Origin of the sequence: Moritella sp. 5, assembly GCF_018219455.1 — a bacterium.
Lineage (GTDB): Bacteria > Pseudomonadota > Gammaproteobacteria > Enterobacterales > Moritellaceae > Moritella.
The window spans coordinates 1,184,881-1,203,462 of record NZ_CP056122.1 but is presented as its reverse complement, the minus strand read 5'-3'; the positions used below and the strand labels follow the sequence as shown (position 1 = coordinate 1,203,462).

At 39.8% G+C, this 18,582-nt stretch carries 20 protein-coding genes; 9 read left to right on the top strand and 11 right to left on the bottom strand.

The window, feature by feature from the left end:
- Positions 1–12: 12 nt before the first annotated feature.
- The 6 genes from mnmA (at position 13) to HWV01_RS05540 (ending at position 6,201) form a co-directional block, all read left to right on the top strand.
- Positions 13–1,152: a tRNA 2-thiouridine(34) synthase MnmA gene (mnmA, locus tag HWV01_RS05565; RefSeq protein WP_211674471.1), complete on the top strand. Its 1,140-nt coding sequence runs from the start codon at positions 13–15 to the stop codon at positions 1,150–1,152.
- Positions 1,153–1,154: 2 nt separating this feature from the next.
- Positions 1,155–1,778, top strand: a complete 624-nt coding sequence (gene hflD / locus HWV01_RS05560) for a high frequency lysogenization protein HflD (protein WP_211674470.1) — start codon at positions 1,155–1,157, stop codon at positions 1,776–1,778.
- A 24-nt stretch (positions 1,779–1,802) separates the two neighbouring features.
- Positions 1,803–3,170 (top strand): adenylosuccinate lyase, encoded by a 1,368-nt coding sequence (purB, locus tag HWV01_RS05555; RefSeq protein WP_211674469.1) that lies wholly within the window; start codon positions 1,803–1,805, stop codon positions 3,168–3,170.
- A gap of 347 nt (positions 3,171–3,517) precedes the next feature.
- The gene (locus HWV01_RS05550; RefSeq protein WP_211674468.1) at positions 3,518–4,150 is read left to right on the top strand and encodes a 2OG-Fe dioxygenase family protein; all 633 of its coding nucleotides are present in this window, start codon (positions 3,518–3,520) and stop codon (positions 4,148–4,150) included.
- Positions 4,151–4,256: 106 nt separating this feature from the next.
- Positions 4,257–5,495: a cysteine desulfurase-like protein gene (locus HWV01_RS05545; protein WP_211674467.1), complete on the top strand. Its 1,239-nt coding sequence runs from the start codon at positions 4,257–4,259 to the stop codon at positions 5,493–5,495.
- 226 nt (positions 5,496–5,721) lie between these two features.
- Positions 5,722–6,201, top strand: a complete 480-nt coding sequence (locus tag HWV01_RS05540) for a DUF962 domain-containing protein (protein WP_211674466.1) — start codon at positions 5,722–5,724, stop codon at positions 6,199–6,201.
- A gap of 62 nt (positions 6,202–6,263) precedes the next feature.
- On the opposite strand, the gene HWV01_RS05535 is transcribed toward HWV01_RS05540, so the two are convergent.
- The 3 genes from HWV01_RS05535 to HWV01_RS05525 all read right to left on the bottom strand — a co-directional run bounded on the left by HWV01_RS05535 (position 6,264) and on the right by HWV01_RS05525 (position 9,500).
- On the bottom strand, positions 6,264–8,015 hold the full coding sequence (locus HWV01_RS05535) for a flotillin family protein (RefSeq protein WP_211674465.1): 1,752 nt from the start codon (positions 8,013–8,015) through the stop codon (positions 6,264–6,266).
- A 67-nt stretch (positions 8,016–8,082) separates the two neighbouring features.
- Entirely contained in the window at positions 8,083–8,715 is a 633-nt protein-coding gene (locus HWV01_RS05530) for a YqiJ family protein (RefSeq protein ID WP_211674464.1), read from the bottom strand.
- A 338-nt stretch (positions 8,716–9,053) separates the two neighbouring features.
- Positions 9,054–9,500 carry a GNAT family N-acetyltransferase gene (locus HWV01_RS05525; RefSeq protein ID WP_211674463.1) on the bottom strand — a complete coding sequence of 149 codons (447 nt, stop codon included), beginning with the start codon at positions 9,498–9,500 and terminating at the stop codon, positions 9,054–9,056.
- Between the two features lie 230 nt (positions 9,501–9,730).
- Between HWV01_RS05525 and HWV01_RS05520 the strand changes: the two genes are divergently transcribed.
- A complete protein-coding gene (locus tag HWV01_RS05520; RefSeq protein ID WP_211674462.1) occupies positions 9,731–10,360 on the top strand; it encodes an outer membrane beta-barrel protein in 630 nt (209 codons plus the stop codon).
- A gap of 73 nt (positions 10,361–10,433) precedes the next feature.
- On the opposite strand, the gene HWV01_RS05515 is transcribed toward HWV01_RS05520, so the two are convergent.
- Complete coding sequence (locus HWV01_RS05515) at positions 10,434–10,928, bottom strand: GNAT family N-acetyltransferase (RefSeq protein ID WP_211674461.1); 495 nt, start codon at positions 10,926–10,928, stop codon at positions 10,434–10,436.
- Positions 10,929–11,163: 235 nt separating this feature from the next.
- On the opposite strand from HWV01_RS05515, the gene ahpC reads away from it, so the two are divergent.
- Together ahpC and ahpF are read left to right on the top strand one after the other, a co-directional pair.
- Positions 11,164–11,721, top strand: a complete 558-nt coding sequence (gene ahpC / locus HWV01_RS05510) for an alkyl hydroperoxide reductase subunit C (RefSeq protein WP_211674460.1) — start codon at positions 11,164–11,166, stop codon at positions 11,719–11,721.
- 239 nt (positions 11,722–11,960) lie between these two features.
- Positions 11,961–13,550: an alkyl hydroperoxide reductase subunit F gene (gene ahpF / locus HWV01_RS05505; RefSeq protein ID WP_211674459.1), complete on the top strand. Its 1,590-nt coding sequence runs from the start codon at positions 11,961–11,963 to the stop codon at positions 13,548–13,550.
- Positions 13,551–13,754: 204 nt separating this feature from the next.
- Here the strand turns inward: ahpF and HWV01_RS05500 are convergent, their stop codons facing one another.
- The 7 genes from HWV01_RS05500 to HWV01_RS05470 all read right to left on the bottom strand — a co-directional run bounded on the left by HWV01_RS05500 (position 13,755) and on the right by HWV01_RS05470 (position 18,582).
- Positions 13,755–14,132 (bottom strand): DUF4440 domain-containing protein, encoded by a 378-nt coding sequence (locus HWV01_RS05500; RefSeq protein ID WP_211674458.1) that lies wholly within the window; start codon positions 14,130–14,132, stop codon positions 13,755–13,757.
- 41 nt (positions 14,133–14,173) lie between these two features.
- On the bottom strand, positions 14,174–14,578 hold the full coding sequence (locus HWV01_RS05495) for a GFA family protein (protein WP_211674457.1): 405 nt from the start codon (positions 14,576–14,578) through the stop codon (positions 14,174–14,176).
- Position 14,579: 1 nt separating this feature from the next.
- Positions 14,580–15,341, bottom strand: a complete 762-nt coding sequence (locus tag HWV01_RS05490; RefSeq protein WP_211674456.1) for an AAA family ATPase — start codon at positions 15,339–15,341, stop codon at positions 14,580–14,582.
- A 21-nt stretch (positions 15,342–15,362) separates the two neighbouring features.
- Positions 15,363–15,836 (bottom strand): GNAT family N-acetyltransferase, encoded by a 474-nt coding sequence (locus HWV01_RS05485; protein WP_211674455.1) that lies wholly within the window; start codon positions 15,834–15,836, stop codon positions 15,363–15,365.
- Positions 15,837–15,913: 77 nt separating this feature from the next.
- Positions 15,914–16,471: a zf-TFIIB domain-containing protein gene (locus HWV01_RS05480; protein ID WP_211674454.1), complete on the bottom strand. Its 558-nt coding sequence runs from the start codon at positions 16,469–16,471 to the stop codon at positions 15,914–15,916.
- Positions 16,472–16,689: 218 nt separating this feature from the next.
- Positions 16,690–17,436, bottom strand: coding sequence for an amino acid ABC transporter ATP-binding protein (locus tag HWV01_RS05475; RefSeq protein ID WP_370629419.1), 747 nt, complete (start codon positions 17,434–17,436; stop codon positions 16,690–16,692).
- A gap of 66 nt (positions 17,437–17,502) precedes the next feature.
- Positions 17,503–18,582 (bottom strand): amino acid ABC transporter permease, encoded by a 1,080-nt coding sequence (locus tag HWV01_RS05470; protein ID WP_211674453.1) that lies wholly within the window; start codon positions 18,580–18,582, stop codon positions 17,503–17,505.

Sequence of the window (18,582 nt, the reverse complement as noted above, 5' to 3'; positions counted from 1 at the left end):
TTAAAAGGTCCTATGACAAATAATACAATCGACGCCAGTACTAAAGCGTTAAACAGTACTAAAAAAGTAATCGTTGGCATGTCCGGCGGTGTTGACTCATCTGTTTCTGCTTACCTGTTACAACAGCAAGGTTATCAAGTAGAAGGCCTGTTCATGAAGAACTGGGAAGATGACGATAATGATGAATATTGTGCCGCTGCTGAGGACCTAGCAGACGCACAAGCAGTATGTGATAAATTAGGTATCGAGTTACACGCTATTAATTTCTCTGCTGAATACTGGGATAACGTATTTGAATACTTCTTAGCTGAATACAAAGCTGGTCGTACACCAAACCCAGATATTCTTTGTAACAAAGAAATCAAATTTAAAGCATTCCTGCAGTTTGCATCAGAAGTACTTTCTGCTGACTATATTGCCATGGGTCACTACGTTAGCCGTCGTCAAAAAGCCGATGGCACCTTTGAAATGTTACGTGGCTTGGACAGCAATAAAGACCAAAGCTATTTCTTATACACGTTAGATCATATACAGGTTTCACGTTCATTGTTCCCTGTGGGTGAATTAGAAAAACCAGAAGTACGTCGAATAGCTGAAGAACAAGACCTGATAACAGCAAACAAAAAAGACAGTACTGGTATCTGCTTTATTGGTGAGCGTAAATTCACTGAATTTTTAAGCAAATATCTACCTGCACAGCCAGGTAAAATTGAAAGTGTTGATGGCGAAGAAATTGGTGAACACCAAGGTCTGATGTATCACACACTGGGTCAACGTAAAGGCCTGCATATCGGCGGTATGAAAAACAACAACAGCCAAGAACCTTGGTATGTCGTTGATAAAGATATGGAGCGTAACGTATTGCTTGTGGCACAAGGTCACAACCACCCACGTTTATTCTCGACAGGTTTAATGGCATCGCAACTCCATTGGGTTAGTCGTGAACCATTAACACAGCCATTACGTTGCACTGTAAAAACGCGCTATCGCCAGACGGATGTACCTTGCTTAGTTACTCCAATCGGCGAAGATCAAATTGAAGTAACTTTTGATAAACCTGAACTTGCGGTTACCCCAGGTCAATCAGCGGTATTTTACCTTGATGACGTTTGCCTAGGTGGCGCAATTATTGATGTTCAAATTAGGGGCTAACAGTGTCAACTAACTTCCAAGAATCAAATATAGCCTTTGCTGGCGTTTGTCAGGCTGCTGCACTTGTACACCAACTTGCAACAACTGGCAATTGTGATGATACACAATTAAGTAATACTTTACGCTGTGTGATCGTAACGGATCCAAGCCAAACTATCGAGGTTTATGGCGAATACGCAAACCTAGAACTCGGTTATAAGACCCTCGTGGCACAGTTAAGTAATACATCTACAGGGCCAGATAGCGCATTAACACGCTACATGATTGGTCTTGTTGCGTTAGAGCGTAAACTTGCTAAACGCAATGACATTCTTGGTATGTTAGGTGAGCGTATCTCACAAGTGAAACGTCAAACTCATCACTATGAGCTAACGGATGCACAAATTTTAAGTAACATGGCGTCAATTTATGTGGACTTAATCAGTCCACTTGGCACCAAAATCCAAATTGCAGGAACCTCAAGTTTCCTACAACAAACATTGGTGAGAGATAAGATCCGTGCAGTATTATTCGCCGGTATTCGCTCAGCAGTGTTATGGCGACAAACAGGCGGTAAACGTCGCCAAGTAGTTTTCAATCGTAAACACATGGTAGAGCAAGCTAAGCAACAATTAGCTCGAATTTAACCTAAACACACCCAGGAGTAAGTAATGGAATTATCAGCGTTAACAGCTGTTTCCCCGGTCGATGGTCGCTACGGTAGCAAAACAGTAGCCCTGCGTTCAATTTTTAGTGAATTTGGTCTAATCAAATACCGTGTACAAGTAGAAGTTCGCTGGTTACAAAAACTAGCTGAATGTGACGCGATTGCAGAAGTACCAGCGCTAAGCGTTGATGCTAACGCTGCATTAAACAGCATCACAGATAACTTCTCTGAAGCTGACGCTGCGCGTATTAAAGCAATTGAAAGCACAACAAACCACGATGTGAAAGCAGTTGAATACTTCCTGAAAGAGAAAGTGGCTGATAATGCAGAACTACATGCAGTTTCTGAATTTATCCACTTCGCTTGTACTTCAGAAGATATCAACAACTTGTCTCACGCGTTAATGTTAACGGAAGCACGTGAAACAATTCTTTTACCTTACTGTGAAAAGCTTATCGATAGCCTAACAGTATTAGCAAAAGAATATGCTACAGCGCCATTATTATCACGTACTCACGGCCAACCTGCATCGCCAAGTACTATGGGTAAAGAATTTGCTAACGTTGTTATGCGTTTACGCCGTCAAATGCTACAAATTGCTAACGTTGAAATCTTAGGTAAAATCAACGGTGCTGTAGGTAACTACAACGCACATATCTCAGCTTACCCTGCTGTAGATTGGAACGAGTTCTCTGAAGAATTTGTTACTAGCCTAGGTGTTGTATGGAACCCGTACACAACGCAAATCGAACCGCATGATTACATTGCTGAACTGTATGACGCAATTGCACGTTTCAACACAATCATTCTTGATTTTGACCGTGACATCTGGGGTTACATTTGCCTAGGTCACTTCAAGCAAAAAACGATTGCTGGTGAAATTGGCTCTTCAACAATGCCACACAAAGTTAACCCGATTGATTTTGAAAATTCAGAAGGTAACATTGGTATTGCTAACGCACTATTCAATCACCTTTCTGCAAAATTACCGGTTTCTCGCTGGCAGCGTGACTTAACAGATTCAACTGTATTACGTAACCTAGGTGTTGCTATCGGTTATTCTGTTATTGCATACGAGTCAACGTTAAAAGGTGTAAGTAAATTACAACTTAACGAAGAAGCGCTACGTGCCGATCTTGATCGTAACTGGGAAGTTCTGGCTGAGCCAATCCAAACAGTTATGCGTCGTTACGGTATCGAAAAACCATACGAAAAGCTAAAAGAGCTTACACGTGGTCGTCGTGTTGATGGTCCTGCTATGCAAGAATTCATCGATACACTAGAGCTAACTGATGCAGTTAAAGCGGAATTAAAATTAATGACGCCAGCTAACTACATCGGTCGTGCTGTTGAGTTCGTTAACGAACTATAGTTTACAGCTGTTGATAGTTAATAATACCGTCAATAGTTAAGCACGCTGTAGATAATAAGAAGCCCAAGTAACATGTTAACTAGAAATAGTAACAAATTGCTTGGGCTTTTTTGTGCGCTTGTTATCATTTTAGTTTTGATATCAATAAACTGAATATCGCAAAACCCACAAAATGCAAAATATAAATTCAAAACGAAATGCAAAAACAACACTATAGTTTCAATGCGAAGCACCCAGGTAGCCTTTTATAAAACATCCTTTTGAAGTTAGTCCGCCATCTTGTAACTATTCCATTTACACGGATAATCAGCATTACTTTTACATTTGGTTAACCAAGGATTTACACGATGAACGGATCATTTCTTATTGAAGCATTTCAAGCACCCTCAACTTGCGCTCAAAACTTAGGTCATTTCTTTAATGATTTAGGTGCAGATCCTTACCTCGAAAGTAACTGTCGATTCCGTGCATTCTCTCAATACCAGAAGACTGATACACAATTCGAAAAGTTAAACTCAAGTACCTTCATGCAGTCGTCAGATGTAAACCGTCTTATCGGTAATGTTGAGCGCAAGTTCGAAAACATCTCACCAGCGCTTGATCAGCATCCTGATTTTCAAAATTTATTAAATGCATTTCTTGAACGAACAAACGTCGATACCACAAAACAACCGATTGGCGTTCACCAGATCCGTGTCGTTTGTTCACAAGATAAGTCAGGGTCACCAGCACCCGAAGGTATCCATCAAGACGGTTTTGATTTTGTTGGTATTTTCTGTGTAAAAAGAGACAACATCGCTGGTGCATTCACGCAGATATTTTCATCGCCAGTTGACCAACATCCACATATGAGCACCACGTTAGAAGAAAACCAATTTATCATTTTTAATGATCGTCGCTATTACCACTACGTAACAGAAACACTGCCAGATCAACAAGATGAAACCGGACTACGCGACGTATTTGTTTTCACTGCTTGATCTATAAACCAGCAACCAAAACATCACTCACACTCAGAAAACAAGATTACTCTTTGCATAAATTGAAGATGCAGAAGTAACAAAAAATTTATTAAAGGAATAACCTATGAACTTATGTATTGAGTCAATCCGCCAAGCTTTCCCAGCTTTACAACAGCAAGTAAATGGCGAGTCAGTGTACTTTTTTGACGGTCCTGGTGGCTCACAAGTTCCACAATCAGTGCTTGATGCAATGACGGCTTATTTAGGTAAATATAACTCGAACCTTGGCGGTCGTTTTTTCTCAAGTGAAAAAACCGTTGATGTAATGCGTAACGCACGCCTAAGCGGCCAAGCATTACTTAATACCGAATCACCAGATAATATCGTATTCGGTGCTAACATGACGTCACTTACGTTCCAATTAAGCCGTGCGATTAGCCGTGATTGGCAAGCTGGTGATGAAGTGATTGTGACTGCTCTAGATCATTATTCAAATGTATCAACGTGGCAGCAAGCTGCCGATGACAAAGGTGCAGTAGTGCATCAAGCTCGCGTTAATGAAGTCGATTGCACGTTAGATAGCGAACATTTAATCTCATTAATTTCTAACAAAACTAAATTAGTGGCTTTAACGTTTGCATCGAACACCACAGGCTCATCGGTAGACGTGAAGCCAATTATTGACGCGGCGCATGCAGTAGGCGCTAAAGTGTATATTGATGCGGTCCATTACGCGCCACACAAGCTTGTTGATGTGCAAGCATTGGGTTGTGATTTCCTAGCTTGTTCAGCTTATAAGTTCTTTGGTCCTCACGTAGGTATCGCATATATTGCGCCACAGTGGTTACATACCTTATCGCCATACAAAGTAGAGCCCGCGACAAATCAAGGACCAGGTCGATTTGAAACCGGCACGCAAAGTTTCGAAGCGCTAGCTGGATTTAGCGCTGCAGTTGAATATCTTGCGCATGCTGGTGATGAAGCGCTACCACTACGAGAAAGGCTTGTACAAAGCTTTGAGCTATACCAAATCCATGAACAAAAACTAAGCCAACACTTTCTTACTAAGCTAGCACAATACAGCAACGTGACGCTGTATGGTATTAATGATATGGAGCGATTAGCAGAACGTACCCCAACCTTCTCTATCCGTATTAACCATACATCACCAGAGGATGTATCAGGCCTGCTTGGTCAACATAATATGTGTGTTTGGAACGGTCATTTCTATGCGATCGGCTTATGTAAACAGCTAGACATCTTAGATAAAGGTGGTGTGATCCGCATTGGCTTTATGCATTACAATACCACCAGCGAAATTGATGCTCTATTTGATGTGTTAGCAACAGTATTGATTAAATAGCCATTAACACAGCCTCAAATTAATATCAGTAAACCCAAGTGCCTTACCTCACTTGGGCTCTGCTTAAAATACGTTCCATCTCAATATAAACACATCATAAATAACATTAAATATCCAAAATAATATCTCTATAACACTTTCATTTTATGAGTCATGCTAGCCTATTAACATCTCATCGATACACATTATCACTCGTGTAATTTATAGCATAGCCAGGAAGTAAGATATGTCACGTCAGTCGAGAACAGTACAACAATGGTTTGATGAATATGGGGTCAGCCATCAGAACAAAACCAATAAGCGTATTCATTGGGTTATGGTACCAGTCATATTCTTTACCATTGTTGGTTTATTATGGTCGATTCCGAAAGCAGATTGGATGGGAACATCTACTTTAATCAATTGGGCAACACTGGTCATGCTACCTGCGCTGTATTTCTATTACACCTTGTCAGTACGTATCATGTTGGGTATGTTAGCGTTCACCTGTGCGTGCTTAGCTACGTGTTATGTTCTCACCCTGACCTTATCTATACCGTTATGGATATTTAGCGCTGTACTATTTGCAATTGCTTGGATATTTCAATTTGTAGGGCACAAGATTGAAGGCGCGAAACCCTCATTCTTTGAAGATCTGCAATTCTTGTTAATCGGTCCTGCTTGGTTACTGGGATTTATCTACCGACGCGCGGGTATTAGCTATTAAAAATCCCCTTTATCGTGAAATAAAGGGGATATAGAAACTCAATAATTAAGTTCGGTATTCCATTATCCGATATCACTGTCCGACTTGTTTATCGGATCATTGGTTGGTGCTTTAGTCACCGACTGTTTGATTAGATTATGATTACCCGTCAGTAAATCTTCCAACGAACCATTTTCTTTATCAACGAGTCCAATCTCTTTAAGCATATTATCCACCAGCGGTGCATTAGCACGATAATTTAATGCCGCCATAGTGACTTGCTCAGATAGACTTTTTGGCGCAGATGAACGCTCATCATTTGAACCTACACCAGTAACGCTGTGACCGTTATTACCACCATACCCTTGCAGGATCTTGATGCCTTCAATATTCTCTAATGGCTTAACCGCATTGGCAATTAACTCTGGTAGTACTTGTAAAATAGCCAATGATTTTTGTAGGTCTATCTGCTCAGTACTCAAAAGATTATCCGCTTCATAACGCGAACGTTTACCTGCCGCTTCAACGGCATACACTTTCTCGTTTGCTTCAGCGTTCAGTTTTAACGCATCAGCTGATGCTTTTGCTTCAATTAAAATTGATTCGGCATTATCTTCCGCCGCTTGCTTTCCTGCATGTGCTTGAACGGTAATACCAACAGCCTCACGCTCGGCTTCTTTCGTTGCCGCGATAACTTCAATTTGCTTATCACGGTTTGCTTGCGCAACTTCACGTGCAGTAATAACCGCTTCTTCTTTTTCTACTTTGTTCTTCTCTGCTTCCGCCGCTTTAGCACGTGCTGCTGATTCTTCTTCAGACTTAACCGCGACTGCAATTTGCTTTTCTTGCATCGCAACTTCAATGTCACGCTGCTGTTGAATTCTTGACTGCTCTAATACTTTTATTTTTTCAATTTCCGCTGTTTCAATGAATTTGGCTTTTTCAATTTCAGCAGCTTCAATCGCTCTTTGCTTTGCGATTTCAGCTTCGCGTTCTTCTTGTGCTCTTTGCTCTCGCTGCTTAACAATCGTCGCTTGTTGCTCTGCTTTACGCATTTCAAGGACTTGCTCTTGGTTTAATTGTGCATTCTGTTTTTCTTGTTCAATTTCTAATGATTGTTTCTCTGCAAGTACATTACGTTGCTCAATCAGAATTCTATTCTCTTGCTCAATATCATTGGTTTCTTTACGTTTACGCTCAATAATCTGAGCAAGTAACGCACGACCTTCAGCATCGAAGGCATTATTTTTGTTGAAGTATTGTAGGTCTGTTTGATCAAACCCTGTTAACGATACCGACTCAAGTTCCAGTCCATTTTTTTCTAAATCATTCATCACACTCTGCTGCACTTTTTGCACAAAATCAGAACGCTTTTCATGCATTTCTGTCATCGTCATTTCAGCCGCAACAGCACGTAAAACATCGACAAATTTAGATTCCATTAATTTTTTCAATTCTTCCACGCGCATGGTTCTAAGACCAAGTGTTTGCGCCGCCATTGAAATACCTTCTTTAGTCGGTGCAACACGTAAATAGAAGTCGGCTTTTACGTCCACACGCATACGGTCTTTGGTGATCAAAGCATCTTTTTGAATTTTTTCTACTTCAATACGTAGAGTATTCATACTGACAGGAATGGTTTCATGCAATACCGGTAATACCAACATTCCGCCATCTTTAGCAATCTTTTCGCCACCCATTCCCGTTCTCACAAAAGCCACTTCTTTGGTTGAACGCACATACAATTTAGCAATAATGAGACCGATTGTCAGTAATGCCACAACGGCAATGCCCGCTATGGTTAAGGTAAACGTGAGATTTTCTGATAATTCCATATGATAATATTCCTAAAGTGAATGGTAGTTTTATTGATTAATTATTTATAGCTTAGTTATTTTAAACTCAGTTAAATGGGATCGCGAGCCAGCTCGTTGTCAGCTTTTCAACCACAACGACTTCTGAACCTTGCGTAAAAATTTCATGTTCGTAAGCAGGCTCGACCATCAAGTAATGCTTTTGATTAACGTCATCAATGAGTACTGCTTCTGCGGGGTTACCTTTCGTTGCGGTCCCTATCGTAATGCGGGCTAATTTACCATTGAACTCTGCAGTTGATGTTACTGACGCGTCACGTTGTGGTAATAGTTTGGCCAACTTAGCCCCAATGAAATGCAGGAAAACCAAGGTGATAAATACACTAAATGGTCCCGTCATTAAGAATGAAGGCTGCCACTGAAAAGTCGATATGGCGGTAAAGTTGAGTACAAAGCCTGAAATAGCAAATAAGGTAAATGACAAAATTAACCAAATGAATAAGGGTAATTTACTCAGGCATAACCAGTCTAACGCCGTGGTTAAGCCACCCATTTGCACAGTTGCCGAACCATCAAGATTAAAAGGCGAGATATTATCGAATATGTCTAATAGGCTGAGCCCTATGAGTAACCCTAAAATTTCAATTACGGTAAATATAAATACGATACTAATCGCTATGGTATAAGCTAAATTAATATCAGATAAAAAGAACGCCAGCATATTAACTCCATAAAATCACAAGCCAAAAGTCTATAACTACTTGAATTTTATAGAATACACTAACTAACACTTACCTTTGTGTGGCTGAGGTCACATAAAATATTTTATAACACTAATATCAACCATAAGAATGAGTATATAAAACTTTTAAATCAAAGTATTAGGACAAAACTATAGGTCTTTGATTAGTACCATGAGTAAACCGTAATAGATTAATACTAGGTTTGTGAAATCAGCATTGATGAAATGTTTATAGAAGAAGAAAGGCTAATCGTTAACCTTTCGATATCAACTCAAATACGGTATATGGATGCGTGGTGGATTGTGAGCTGCAGTACTTATTTGACGGCTAAATGGTAACTAAAATATTCCGTATTTTTTAAAAATCCTAGTTTTTCGTACAGTGCTTGCGCTGAGAAATTATCTTGTGCAGTATTTAAATCTACTCGAATTGCACCGATGTTTTTTGCTTCTCGCACCACCCGATGAATCAACTCATTTGCGACGCCCTGTTTCCGATACGCAGGTACAATAAACAAATCGTTTAAGACCATGATTTTACCTAATGATACCGACGAGAACGAATGATAATTAAGGACAAATCCCATCGCTTCCCCCGCTTTGTTATAAGCGATAAACACGGTCGCATCATTATTCATTAAACGCTCACCTAAATACGGACGGTATTTTTGAGGGGCAGATGGTTGCTTATAAAACACCATATATTGATCAAATAAACTAACGAGATCGTTTAATTCTTCCAGAGAGGCTTGCTTGATGTTCATAAAATCCCTTTTAAATATGAATCGACAGATTACAACGACTAATACAGCCCATAATATGTCTTCATTTTAACGAGTGTTCATCCAGAATATCAATATTTCATTAAATTACAATAACCAGAAACTCCTTATTTATTCATACTTTAGCCGGATTATTTATCGATATACTACGATACACTATAACCAATGAAAATTAATTCTCGACTTTTAGCTCATTTAACAAGGAACGTAAAATGAAACTAATATATCTGTACTTCACATTAGCCACGCTATTTTCTAGTGCGGCTTTTGCTAATAATAACTATACTCCGGTTAGCTATCGATATTACCAACTAAACTATACGGAAGTTGTAGCTGAAAATGCTAATGACCCGTTAAAAACCTACCAGATCAATATATCCAACTTAATTAGCCCTTATATCTTTAGCAGGACAAGTTTCAACTATTTAAGTAAAGAAACGATTATTGACGCACAAAATTCAATGACAACAACGTCGATGCAAGCCGTATTCAACATGGGTACAAGGTTGGCGCTATTACCCAAAATTGATCTCACAATTGAAAGTGGTGCTATTTATGAATTTGGTAAAGAAATCGAATTTAAATCGAATTCGGTTTCCGCTACTAATGATGATTTTGACCGTGAATTCGGATTTAATGCAGCTGTAGGTCTCGCCATGCAATTCAGTCACCAACTAGAGTTTATTATTGATGCGGCTTATATCGATATCGGTGACGAATCAGAAATGGAATACAGTGCGGAACTCGTTGCCCACCTACTGCCAAATCTAGCGCTAGTCGCAAGTGGCGTGATGTATGAAGAAAGCTCAGGGTTTGGTTTTGGCTTGCAATTTGACTTTTAATTGCTAGTGATACCAAACAATTACAGCGGCTAATACAATTTAACCGCTGTAATATTGATATCTAAAAAATAGCTTATATCGAGGATAATTGATATCTCAGCACGTGTTGGTTTTCTTCTTCACAATAGAATTGATTAATAAATTCGCCGTCACAACTTTCGATAACTTTACGTGACGCAATATTGACAGGATCACAAGTGATAATAACATTATCGGTTAATACTGTTTTTTGAATACTCGCTAACATGAATTTAGCGACGCCTTTACCTCTAGCAGATGACCTAGTTTCGTATCCAACATGACCGATCACGTCCTCGATATAAGCATTAGTCCCCAGCCTCACTCGTATTGATCCAAGAATAACCCCATTCTCGATACAGAAATAAGTAATGATCGGTGTCCAACCTTTCGGGAGTTGCTCACCACGAGCATAAGCAATCCGCTTGTTAAGATAGCCAGCGTAATTATTGAAGATAAACTCATAGAGGCTAATACCATCATCTACGCATTCATCGACATAAGATTTGAAGGCGGTTAAATGCGTCATGTGTGCAATCTCTATTTTCATATCACTATCCACTCTAGAGTATCCCTATTTCCAATACGCTCACAATCACTGCGCATCATACCAATCACAAACTATATCACGGCGCTTAATCACGTTCAAAACAAGCGATAGGTTTAAACTATCATTTTCATAGATTCAATCAGATGTACCTATCCGTATAATTACCCCATAATCCTTCTCATGGATTCGCAACAAGAATCCAATCGAGTAATCAACTAATTAATAGGATGACAACATGATCAACACTGAAATTAAACCGTTTAACGCAACCGCTTTCAAACAAGGCGAATTCGTAGAAATATCAGAAAAAGACGTGAAAGGTAAATGGGCTGTATTCTTCTTCTACCCAGCTGACTTCACTTTTGTTTGTCCTACTGAACTAGGTGATGTTGCAGACCATTACGAAGAACTACAAAAACGTGGCGTAGAAGTTTTCTCTGTATCAACTGACACCCACTTCACTCACAAAGCATGGCACGACAGTTCAGACACTATCGGCAAAATCAACTACTACATGGTAGGCGACCAAGCTGGCAACATTACAAACAACTTCGGTGTAATGCGTGAAGGTCAAGGTCTTGCAGACCGTGCAACGTTCCTCGTTGACCCACAAGGTGTTATCCAAGCAATGGAAATCACTGCAGAAGGTATTGGCCGTGACGCTGAAGACTTAATGCGTAAAGTTAAAGCTGCACAATATGTAGCAGCTAACCCAGGTGAAGTATGTCCAGCTAAATGGAAAGAAGGCGAAGCAACACTTGCTCCTTCACTAGACCTAGTAGGTAAAATCTAATTTAAAGGCCACTTTAAAGATTGATTAACTGATAAATAAAAATAAGACGACCTCAGTATCGCTTAGCAGTCGCTGAGGTCATTTAAAAATACATTTTCGATGAACATCTCTGTACCAATACCACAGCCGCTGTTAATGAAGTGAGTAAGAAAGTAGATTTTTAAATTAACCAAATTGCTAATAGCGTTTCCAATAAACGTATCTCATCTAGCCATAAGCAAAATTGAAAAGGTGTCACTATGTTAGACCAAAATATGAAAACCCAGTTAAAGGCGTATTTAGAAAACTTAAAAACGGAAGTACAACTTGTGCTGAGTCTTGATGACAGTGATACTGCGCAAAAATTACATACGTTAGCAAATGACATTGCTTCACTAAGCGAAAGAGTAATCGTTATTGAAGATCAAAGTGCGAGCACGCGTAAGCCGATTATGCAGGTAATCAATCCAATCAAACAAACCGCGATTGGTTTTGCTGGTTTACCGATGGGGCACGAATTTACGTCACTGATATTGGCACTCCTGCACAGTGGTGGCCACCCTATGAAGCTAGATGCTGAGGTGATTAAACAAATTGCCAACCTTGAAGGTGAGATGAACTTTGAAATATTCATTTCATTAAGCTGTCAGAATTGCCCAGACGTTGTGCAAGCATTAAATATGATGGCGGCAACTAACCCAAATATCAAAACAACCATGATTGACGGTGCAGCATTCCAAGATGAAGTCGCTGAACGTAATATCATGGCAGTGCCAAGTGTTTACTTAAACGGAGAAGTCTTCACCCAAGGTCGTATTTCATTAACGGAAATATTATCAAAAGTAGATACTGGCGCAGCAAAAAAACAAGCCACCGCATTAAATGAAAAAGAACCGTACGAAGTACTTGTTGTGGGCGGTGGTCCAGCGGGTGCATCAGCTGCAATTTATGCCGCACGGAAAGGTATCCGCACAGGTGTCGTGGCAGAACGTTTTGGTGGCCAAGTCATGGATACAATGGCTATCGAGAACTTTATTTCGGTAAAAGAAACCCAAGGACCTAAACTCGCTGCAGCACTTGAAGAACACGTAAAAGAATATGACGTGGATATCATGAACGAACAAAGAGCGAGTCGTTTAGTCAGTGCAGAAAAAACAGCCGATGGCTATATTCATGTTGAACTCGACAGTGGCGCGACATTAAAAAGCCGCAGTGTGATCTTATCAACAGGCGCTCGTTGGAGAGAAATGAACGTCCCCGGCGAACAAAAATACCGTAACAAAGGCGTGGCTTACTGCCCACACTGTGATGGCCCGTTATTCAAAGGTAAGAAAGTTGCCGTGATCGGTGGCGGCAACTCTGGTATCGAAGCAGCTATCGACTTAGCGGGTATTGTTGAACATGTCACAGTACTTGAATTTGCAGATACCTTACGTGCCGATCAAGTACTCGTCAATAAAGCCAACAGCATGGCTAATATTGAGATAATTAAACAAGCACAAACCACAGAAGTTATCGGTAACGGTACGCGTGTAACTGCACTTAATTATGTAGACCGTGCGACTGGTGATGCAAAACAGATCGAACTTGCTGGTATCTTTGTACAAATTGGTTTGATGCCAAACAGTGACTTCTTAAAAGACAGTGGTGTTGCTTTATCACCGCGTGGTGAAATTGAAGTGAATGCTAAAGGTGAAACCTCTGTTGCAGGTATATTTGCAGCCGGTGACGTAACCACTGTGCCTTATAAGCAAATCATTATTGCCATGGGTGAAGGTTCAAAAGCCAGTTTAAGTGCATTTGATCATTTGATTCGTACTCCAGCGCCAACTGCAGCAAACAAGACGTAAATATAAAACATAGCAAAAGATAAACGTCACACTAGTCCCCACGTGTAAGGCTTATCATCCCTGCCAAAATCTGTGTTTTATCCCAGCAATTGCTTATTATTGCTGGGTTTTTACTATATGATAACCAGCAAATCTCGCACCTCAGTAATACCAGTTGGTCTGATAAGCGTGCGGCCGAGCTTTTTACCCTTACCATCTGCAACTTTAATATGTGGTAATTGAGAATGAATCGCACCGAGTGCCTTGATGATATTTCAACTGCCATTGAACACCATTTAATACCCAGATGGAAACACGTTTCGCAAAGAGGCTTTTGATACCAAGTTCATTAACCCACGCTGATTTGTATAATAGCATTTGAACGCATGACTCTAGGTTAATACACTCGAAGTTTTGAGAATGGATATAGCCGTTTGACGCTTGCTCTTCTTCCATCATGGCATTAATACTTTGGAAATCGTAACTCGTTCCCGACTCTCCGACCTCCTGAAATTCAACATGCAGTAAACGCGTAATTTCAGCTTTATTCTGTCTAATCTCATATTGATGAAGTGCAATCTCTTGTTCAATTAAAATATTCATCTAGACCTCGATAGATACCATAGTTAACATTTATATCAGCGCTACTTTACAGGCTCTTTTTCAAACTGTTTTAACTTGTCATTAATATCAAGCCATGGCGCTTTTGAAGCGACAAAGATATGAAAGTTAGGTTTATGTGTAGGGGTGCAGTCTAAAATTCCCAAGCGGATATTGTGCTTACCACCCGTGATTTTTTTTGAAAATAAGCTCGAACCACAACACTGACAAAATGCTAATTCAGTCTCTTCACTTTTTGGATATATCGAAACAAATTCTTCACCTTTTGAAAAAATAAATTTTGAAGATGCAATGCCCCCCACAGACGAATAATCTGAGCCCGTGAATTTACGACACTCTGTACAATGACAATTACCCATATAGTCAAAATCATCAGGAACTTCAATGCCAACTTTTCCACATAAACATGATCCGCTTAATATTCTCATTTTATTCCTCTAAAAGTATGTCTAGCATTGACCTATAATTGTTCAAGTAATGCTTGGTGACTGAATATGTATCTGTATCTTCATAATCGACTTGTACTAATCCATTTTCACGTATTTCATAAACCATTGAATTTGGATAAGAAAGTAATATCGGCGAATGAGTGGCAATAATAAACTGGCAGCCTTGATTAACAAGTTGATGTAACAAAGTAATCATAGCCATCTGTCGGTTAGGTGATAATGCTGCCTCTGGTTCGTCTAGAATGTATAAGCCATTTGCACCAAATCGATTTTGCATTAGGGCGAAAAAAGATTCCCCATGTGATTGTTCGTGTAACGACACACCACCATAGGAGTCAATGACTGGCGGACCGAATGACGGTTCATTATCAAGCTGCTCTATTTCAGTGGCTACATTATAGAAACTCTCAGCCCGAAGAAAATAACCTGTTTTTGGTCTTTTAATCGCTTTAGCAATACGGAGGTAATCGCTAAGATTGGAGTGAGAACTTCTCGTCGAAAAGTTGAAATTTTTAGTTCCCCCTTCTGGATTAAACCCTTGAGATACCGCGATTGCTTCAAGTAAAGTCGATTTACCCGTGCCATTTTCGCCAACAATAAATGTTACCGCGTCATGAAACATTAACTTATCAGTTAGCCCTCTGATTGCCGGTAAACATAAAGGGTAGGCATCATATCCATCAACTTTATCTTCTTTCAACGTTGCAGAAAGTAAGTAGTGTTTTGAATCGAGTAAGTTCATATTATCCAGGCTGTTTAATTCTCAGAACGATACACTTATATATCTTTCCATTGTAAAGTTAACCAAAGTAACACCATTTCGTTGGAAGGTATTTCTCTTTATTACAGAAAATCCCCGATGCTCGAAGAACGGCTTAGCGATAAATGATGCTTCAACATATAAACACTCGATATTTCTGAGTTTTGCTTCCGCAAGCAAATGCGCATAAAGTGCAGACGCGACGCCCATCCCCTGAAAGTTTGGGTGTGTGTAAGTACAATCAATATGACCATCGGCATCTAGCTCGATAAAACCAGCGATAAGACCATTGATGATAGCCACAAATGGTCTTTTTTCGTCTAATCGCAGGGACCATTTAGCATAATCAGGAGGCGTAGAAGCCCAAGCTTCTTTCTGTTCTGGGGTATATACCGAAGGATCTATTGTGTGAACAGATTGATGAAACAAGTCAGCAACCTCAATCGCCCATTCGGCAGAGTATGATTTAATTTCCAAAATATTTTATCCCCATCCATAACGCTATCTTTGTGCCTGAACTAAAAACCATTGGGATACCTAGCGCCTTGTTATATTTATTTTTCTGCTGAGTAAGGGTCTTCAGCTAAAAGATATGCCCTTAGATCTGACTTTTGGTCTTGAACTAATAACCATTCACGCATTTGCTTTATTTTGGAATAAACTTCATGACCAAATTTAGCATCGTAAATATCGGAAAAATTATCTTTAGCACTTTTTTCTCTTATCTTTTTTTGCCAGTGTTGAGTCACTACGGCATTTAAACAGCCAGCTAACCCTTCACTTTTTAGCCATTCCCACTCCCCTTTATCTAGCCATATGCCGCCAACGACTGCACTGTAATCCAGCTTATGCTCATTGGTTGAAGATATTCTAAATTTCCGCATTATGCTCCCCGAAGCAGGACAAAGAAGCGCTTGTTTGGAATCTGGGATTTCTGATTCTTCAATAGAGATATCATCAGAAAACTGATAATCAATATTTCTTTCTTTCCATGAAACATAATCTTCGATGAGGATCCAGTTACCGCCACACGATGAACAGGTATGGGCCCTAAATAGCCCTTCGATAAAGCTTGGAAATAAAGCACCGTTTTTACAGCTTGTACAATTCATAATTTTCCTTAATGTAGAATATTGAATAAATTATATTATACATTAATAGGTACTCTTTGTGACTTGAATTCCAATAGTGCCGAATGATTAATGATCGTCAGTAGTGGGTTGATAGATCAAAAAACCTTACCCCGACCCCATTATGACAACGGATTCAGAGTAAGGCTTCTTAATAGTACCGACTGTTAGTAATCGGTACTGTTGTAGTAGCTACTAGCTTAGTGCGATAAAATCTGATCTAAGAACATTTTTAAACGATCTGATTGTGGATTATCGAAGAACTCATGCGGTTCATTTTCTTCAATAATTTGCCCTGCATCCATAAAGATAACGCGGTCTGCCACTTTCTTAGCAAAACCCATTTCGTGGGTTACACAAATCATGGTAATACCTTCATCCGCTAGCTCGACCATTACATCTAACACTTCAGATACCATTTCTGGATCCAGTGCCGATGTTGGTTCGTCAAACAACATGATCTCAGGGTTGATACACAGACAGCGGGCGATCGCTACACGTTGTTGCTGGCCACCAGAAAGCTGATTTGGAAACTTATGCGCTTGGTCGGCAATTTTCACACGTTCAAGGTAGTTCATCGCGGTTTTAATCGCTTCATGCCTTGGTTTCTTATGCACCCAAGTTGGTGCTAATAACAAGTTTTCCAATACTGAAAGATGTGGGAACAAATTAAAGTGCTGGAATACCATGCCGACTTGCGAGCGGATATGACGTACGACCTTTACATCATCAATCAAGTCAGTACCGTTAATATTAATTTTACCTTCCTGAAACTTCTCAAGGTGGTTCAGGCAACGAATAGTGGTGGATTTACCTGAGCCTGACGGGCCACAGATAACCACTTTCTCACCTTTTTTAATATTTAAGTTAATGTCTTTAAGTACGTGAAAATCACCATACCATTTGTTAACGCCTTGCATGCTGATCATATTTTCTTGTTCTGACATGATACTTCCTTATACCAATTACCTTACGTAAATGGTCAGTTTAAACTGTAAAATTTACGGTGATTGTTAATGCTCGGTATTATATTTACGCTCTATCACGCGCGAGTATTGCGACATGCTGAAACAAAACACCCAATAAATAATAGTAACAAATACGTACCCTTCGATTTCAAAACCAAGCCAACTGGTATCACTATTAGTCAGAGTGACCATTGCAAGAATATCGAATAAGCCAATAATAAGTACCAGCGTTGTATCTTTAAACAGTGAGATGAAAGAGCCCACTAGGTTCGGGATCGAGATCTTTAACGCCTGTGGCAGAATAATCAAAATCATCCCTTGCCAATAGGTTAACCCTAATGACTCACTGGCTTCGTATTGACCTTTTGGAATAGCTTGTAAACCACCACGAATAACTTCGGCAATATAAGCAGCTTGGAACAGTGTGATACCAATTAACGCACGTAATAACTTATCAAACTCGATACCATCGCTAAAGAACAATGGCAGTACTACCGACGCCATAAACAAAATAGTAATGAGCGGCACACCACGAATAAATTCGATAAAACCAATACATAAGGTTTTAACAATCGGCATGTTGTCTGACTGACGCCCTAGCGCCAATAAAATACCAATTGGGAATGATGCAATGATACCGACAGCAGCAACCAAAATTGTCAACATTAAGCCGCCCCACTTTTCAGTACTGACCACTTCAAGTCCTAGTCCACCACGGATCAAGATAAAGCATACAATTGGGTACAATAGCATTGCCGTAAGTTTAATCTTAATATTACCAATGCGTGGCACACCAAATATAAGCGCTAAACTCAACACCGCAACCAGATTTGGACGCCAATGTAAGGCTTCAGGGTAGAACCCATACATAAATTGATCGAATTTTTCAATGATAAATATCCAGCGAGCGCCTTCTTTTACCACTTCCTCTTTAGTGCCACTCCAAGTCGCATCAAAGATCATCCAATCTAATAATGGTGGTATCGTCGAATAGATAAAGTAGATGCCAAGCAGTGTTAACAGTGTATTAGGAATAGTAGAAAATAAATTCTCTCGTAACCAGAATACAACACCCTTACTGGTTGAAGGTGCAGGTTTGGCCTCTTTCATCGTATAAACAGCCAT

Coding starts and splice junctions, on each gene's coding strand:
- HWV01_RS05480 (WP_211674454.1), bottom strand. CDS start 16,471: ATGAATTGTACAAGCTGTAAAAACGGTGCTTTATTTCCAAGCTTTATC.
- HWV01_RS05535 (WP_211674465.1), bottom strand. CDS start 8,015: ATGGAATTATCAGAAAATCTCACGTTTACCTTAACCATAGCGGGCATT.
- mnmA (WP_211674471.1), top strand. CDS start 13: ATGACAAATAATACAATCGACGCCAGTACTAAAGCGTTAAACAGTACT.
- ahpC (WP_211674460.1), top strand. CDS start 11,164: ATGATCAACACTGAAATTAAACCGTTTAACGCAACCGCTTTCAAACAA.
- HWV01_RS05470 (WP_211674453.1), bottom strand. CDS start 18,582: ATGGCTGTTTATACGATGAAAGAGGCCAAACCTGCACCTTCAACCAGT.
- HWV01_RS05515 (WP_211674461.1), bottom strand. CDS start 10,928: ATGAAAATAGAGATTGCACACATGACGCATTTAACCGCCTTCAAATCT.
- HWV01_RS05525 (WP_211674463.1), bottom strand. CDS start 9,500: ATGAACATCAAGCAAGCCTCTCTGGAAGAATTAAACGATCTCGTTAGT.
- ahpF (WP_211674459.1), top strand. CDS start 11,961: ATGTTAGACCAAAATATGAAAACCCAGTTAAAGGCGTATTTAGAAAAC.
- HWV01_RS05490 (WP_211674456.1), bottom strand. CDS start 15,341: ATGAACTTACTCGATTCAAAACACTACTTACTTTCTGCAACGTTGAAA.
- HWV01_RS05495 (WP_211674457.1), bottom strand. CDS start 14,578: ATGAGAATATTAAGCGGATCATGTTTATGTGGAAAAGTTGGCATTGAA.
- HWV01_RS05550 (WP_211674468.1), top strand. CDS start 3,518: ATGAACGGATCATTTCTTATTGAAGCATTTCAAGCACCCTCAACTTGC.
- purB (WP_211674469.1), top strand. CDS start 1,803: ATGGAATTATCAGCGTTAACAGCTGTTTCCCCGGTCGATGGTCGCTAC.
- HWV01_RS05530 (WP_211674464.1), bottom strand. CDS start 8,715: ATGCTGGCGTTCTTTTTATCTGATATTAATTTAGCTTATACCATAGCG.
- HWV01_RS05545 (WP_211674467.1), top strand. CDS start 4,257: ATGAACTTATGTATTGAGTCAATCCGCCAAGCTTTCCCAGCTTTACAA.
- HWV01_RS05475 (WP_370629419.1), bottom strand. CDS start 17,436: ATGTCAGAACAAGAAAATATGATCAGCATGCAAGGCGTTAACAAATGG.
- HWV01_RS05520 (WP_211674462.1), top strand. CDS start 9,731: ATGAAACTAATATATCTGTACTTCACATTAGCCACGCTATTTTCTAGT.
- HWV01_RS05500 (WP_211674458.1), bottom strand. CDS start 14,132: ATGAATATTTTAATTGAACAAGAGATTGCACTTCATCAATATGAGATT.
- HWV01_RS05540 (WP_211674466.1), top strand. CDS start 5,722: ATGTCACGTCAGTCGAGAACAGTACAACAATGGTTTGATGAATATGGG.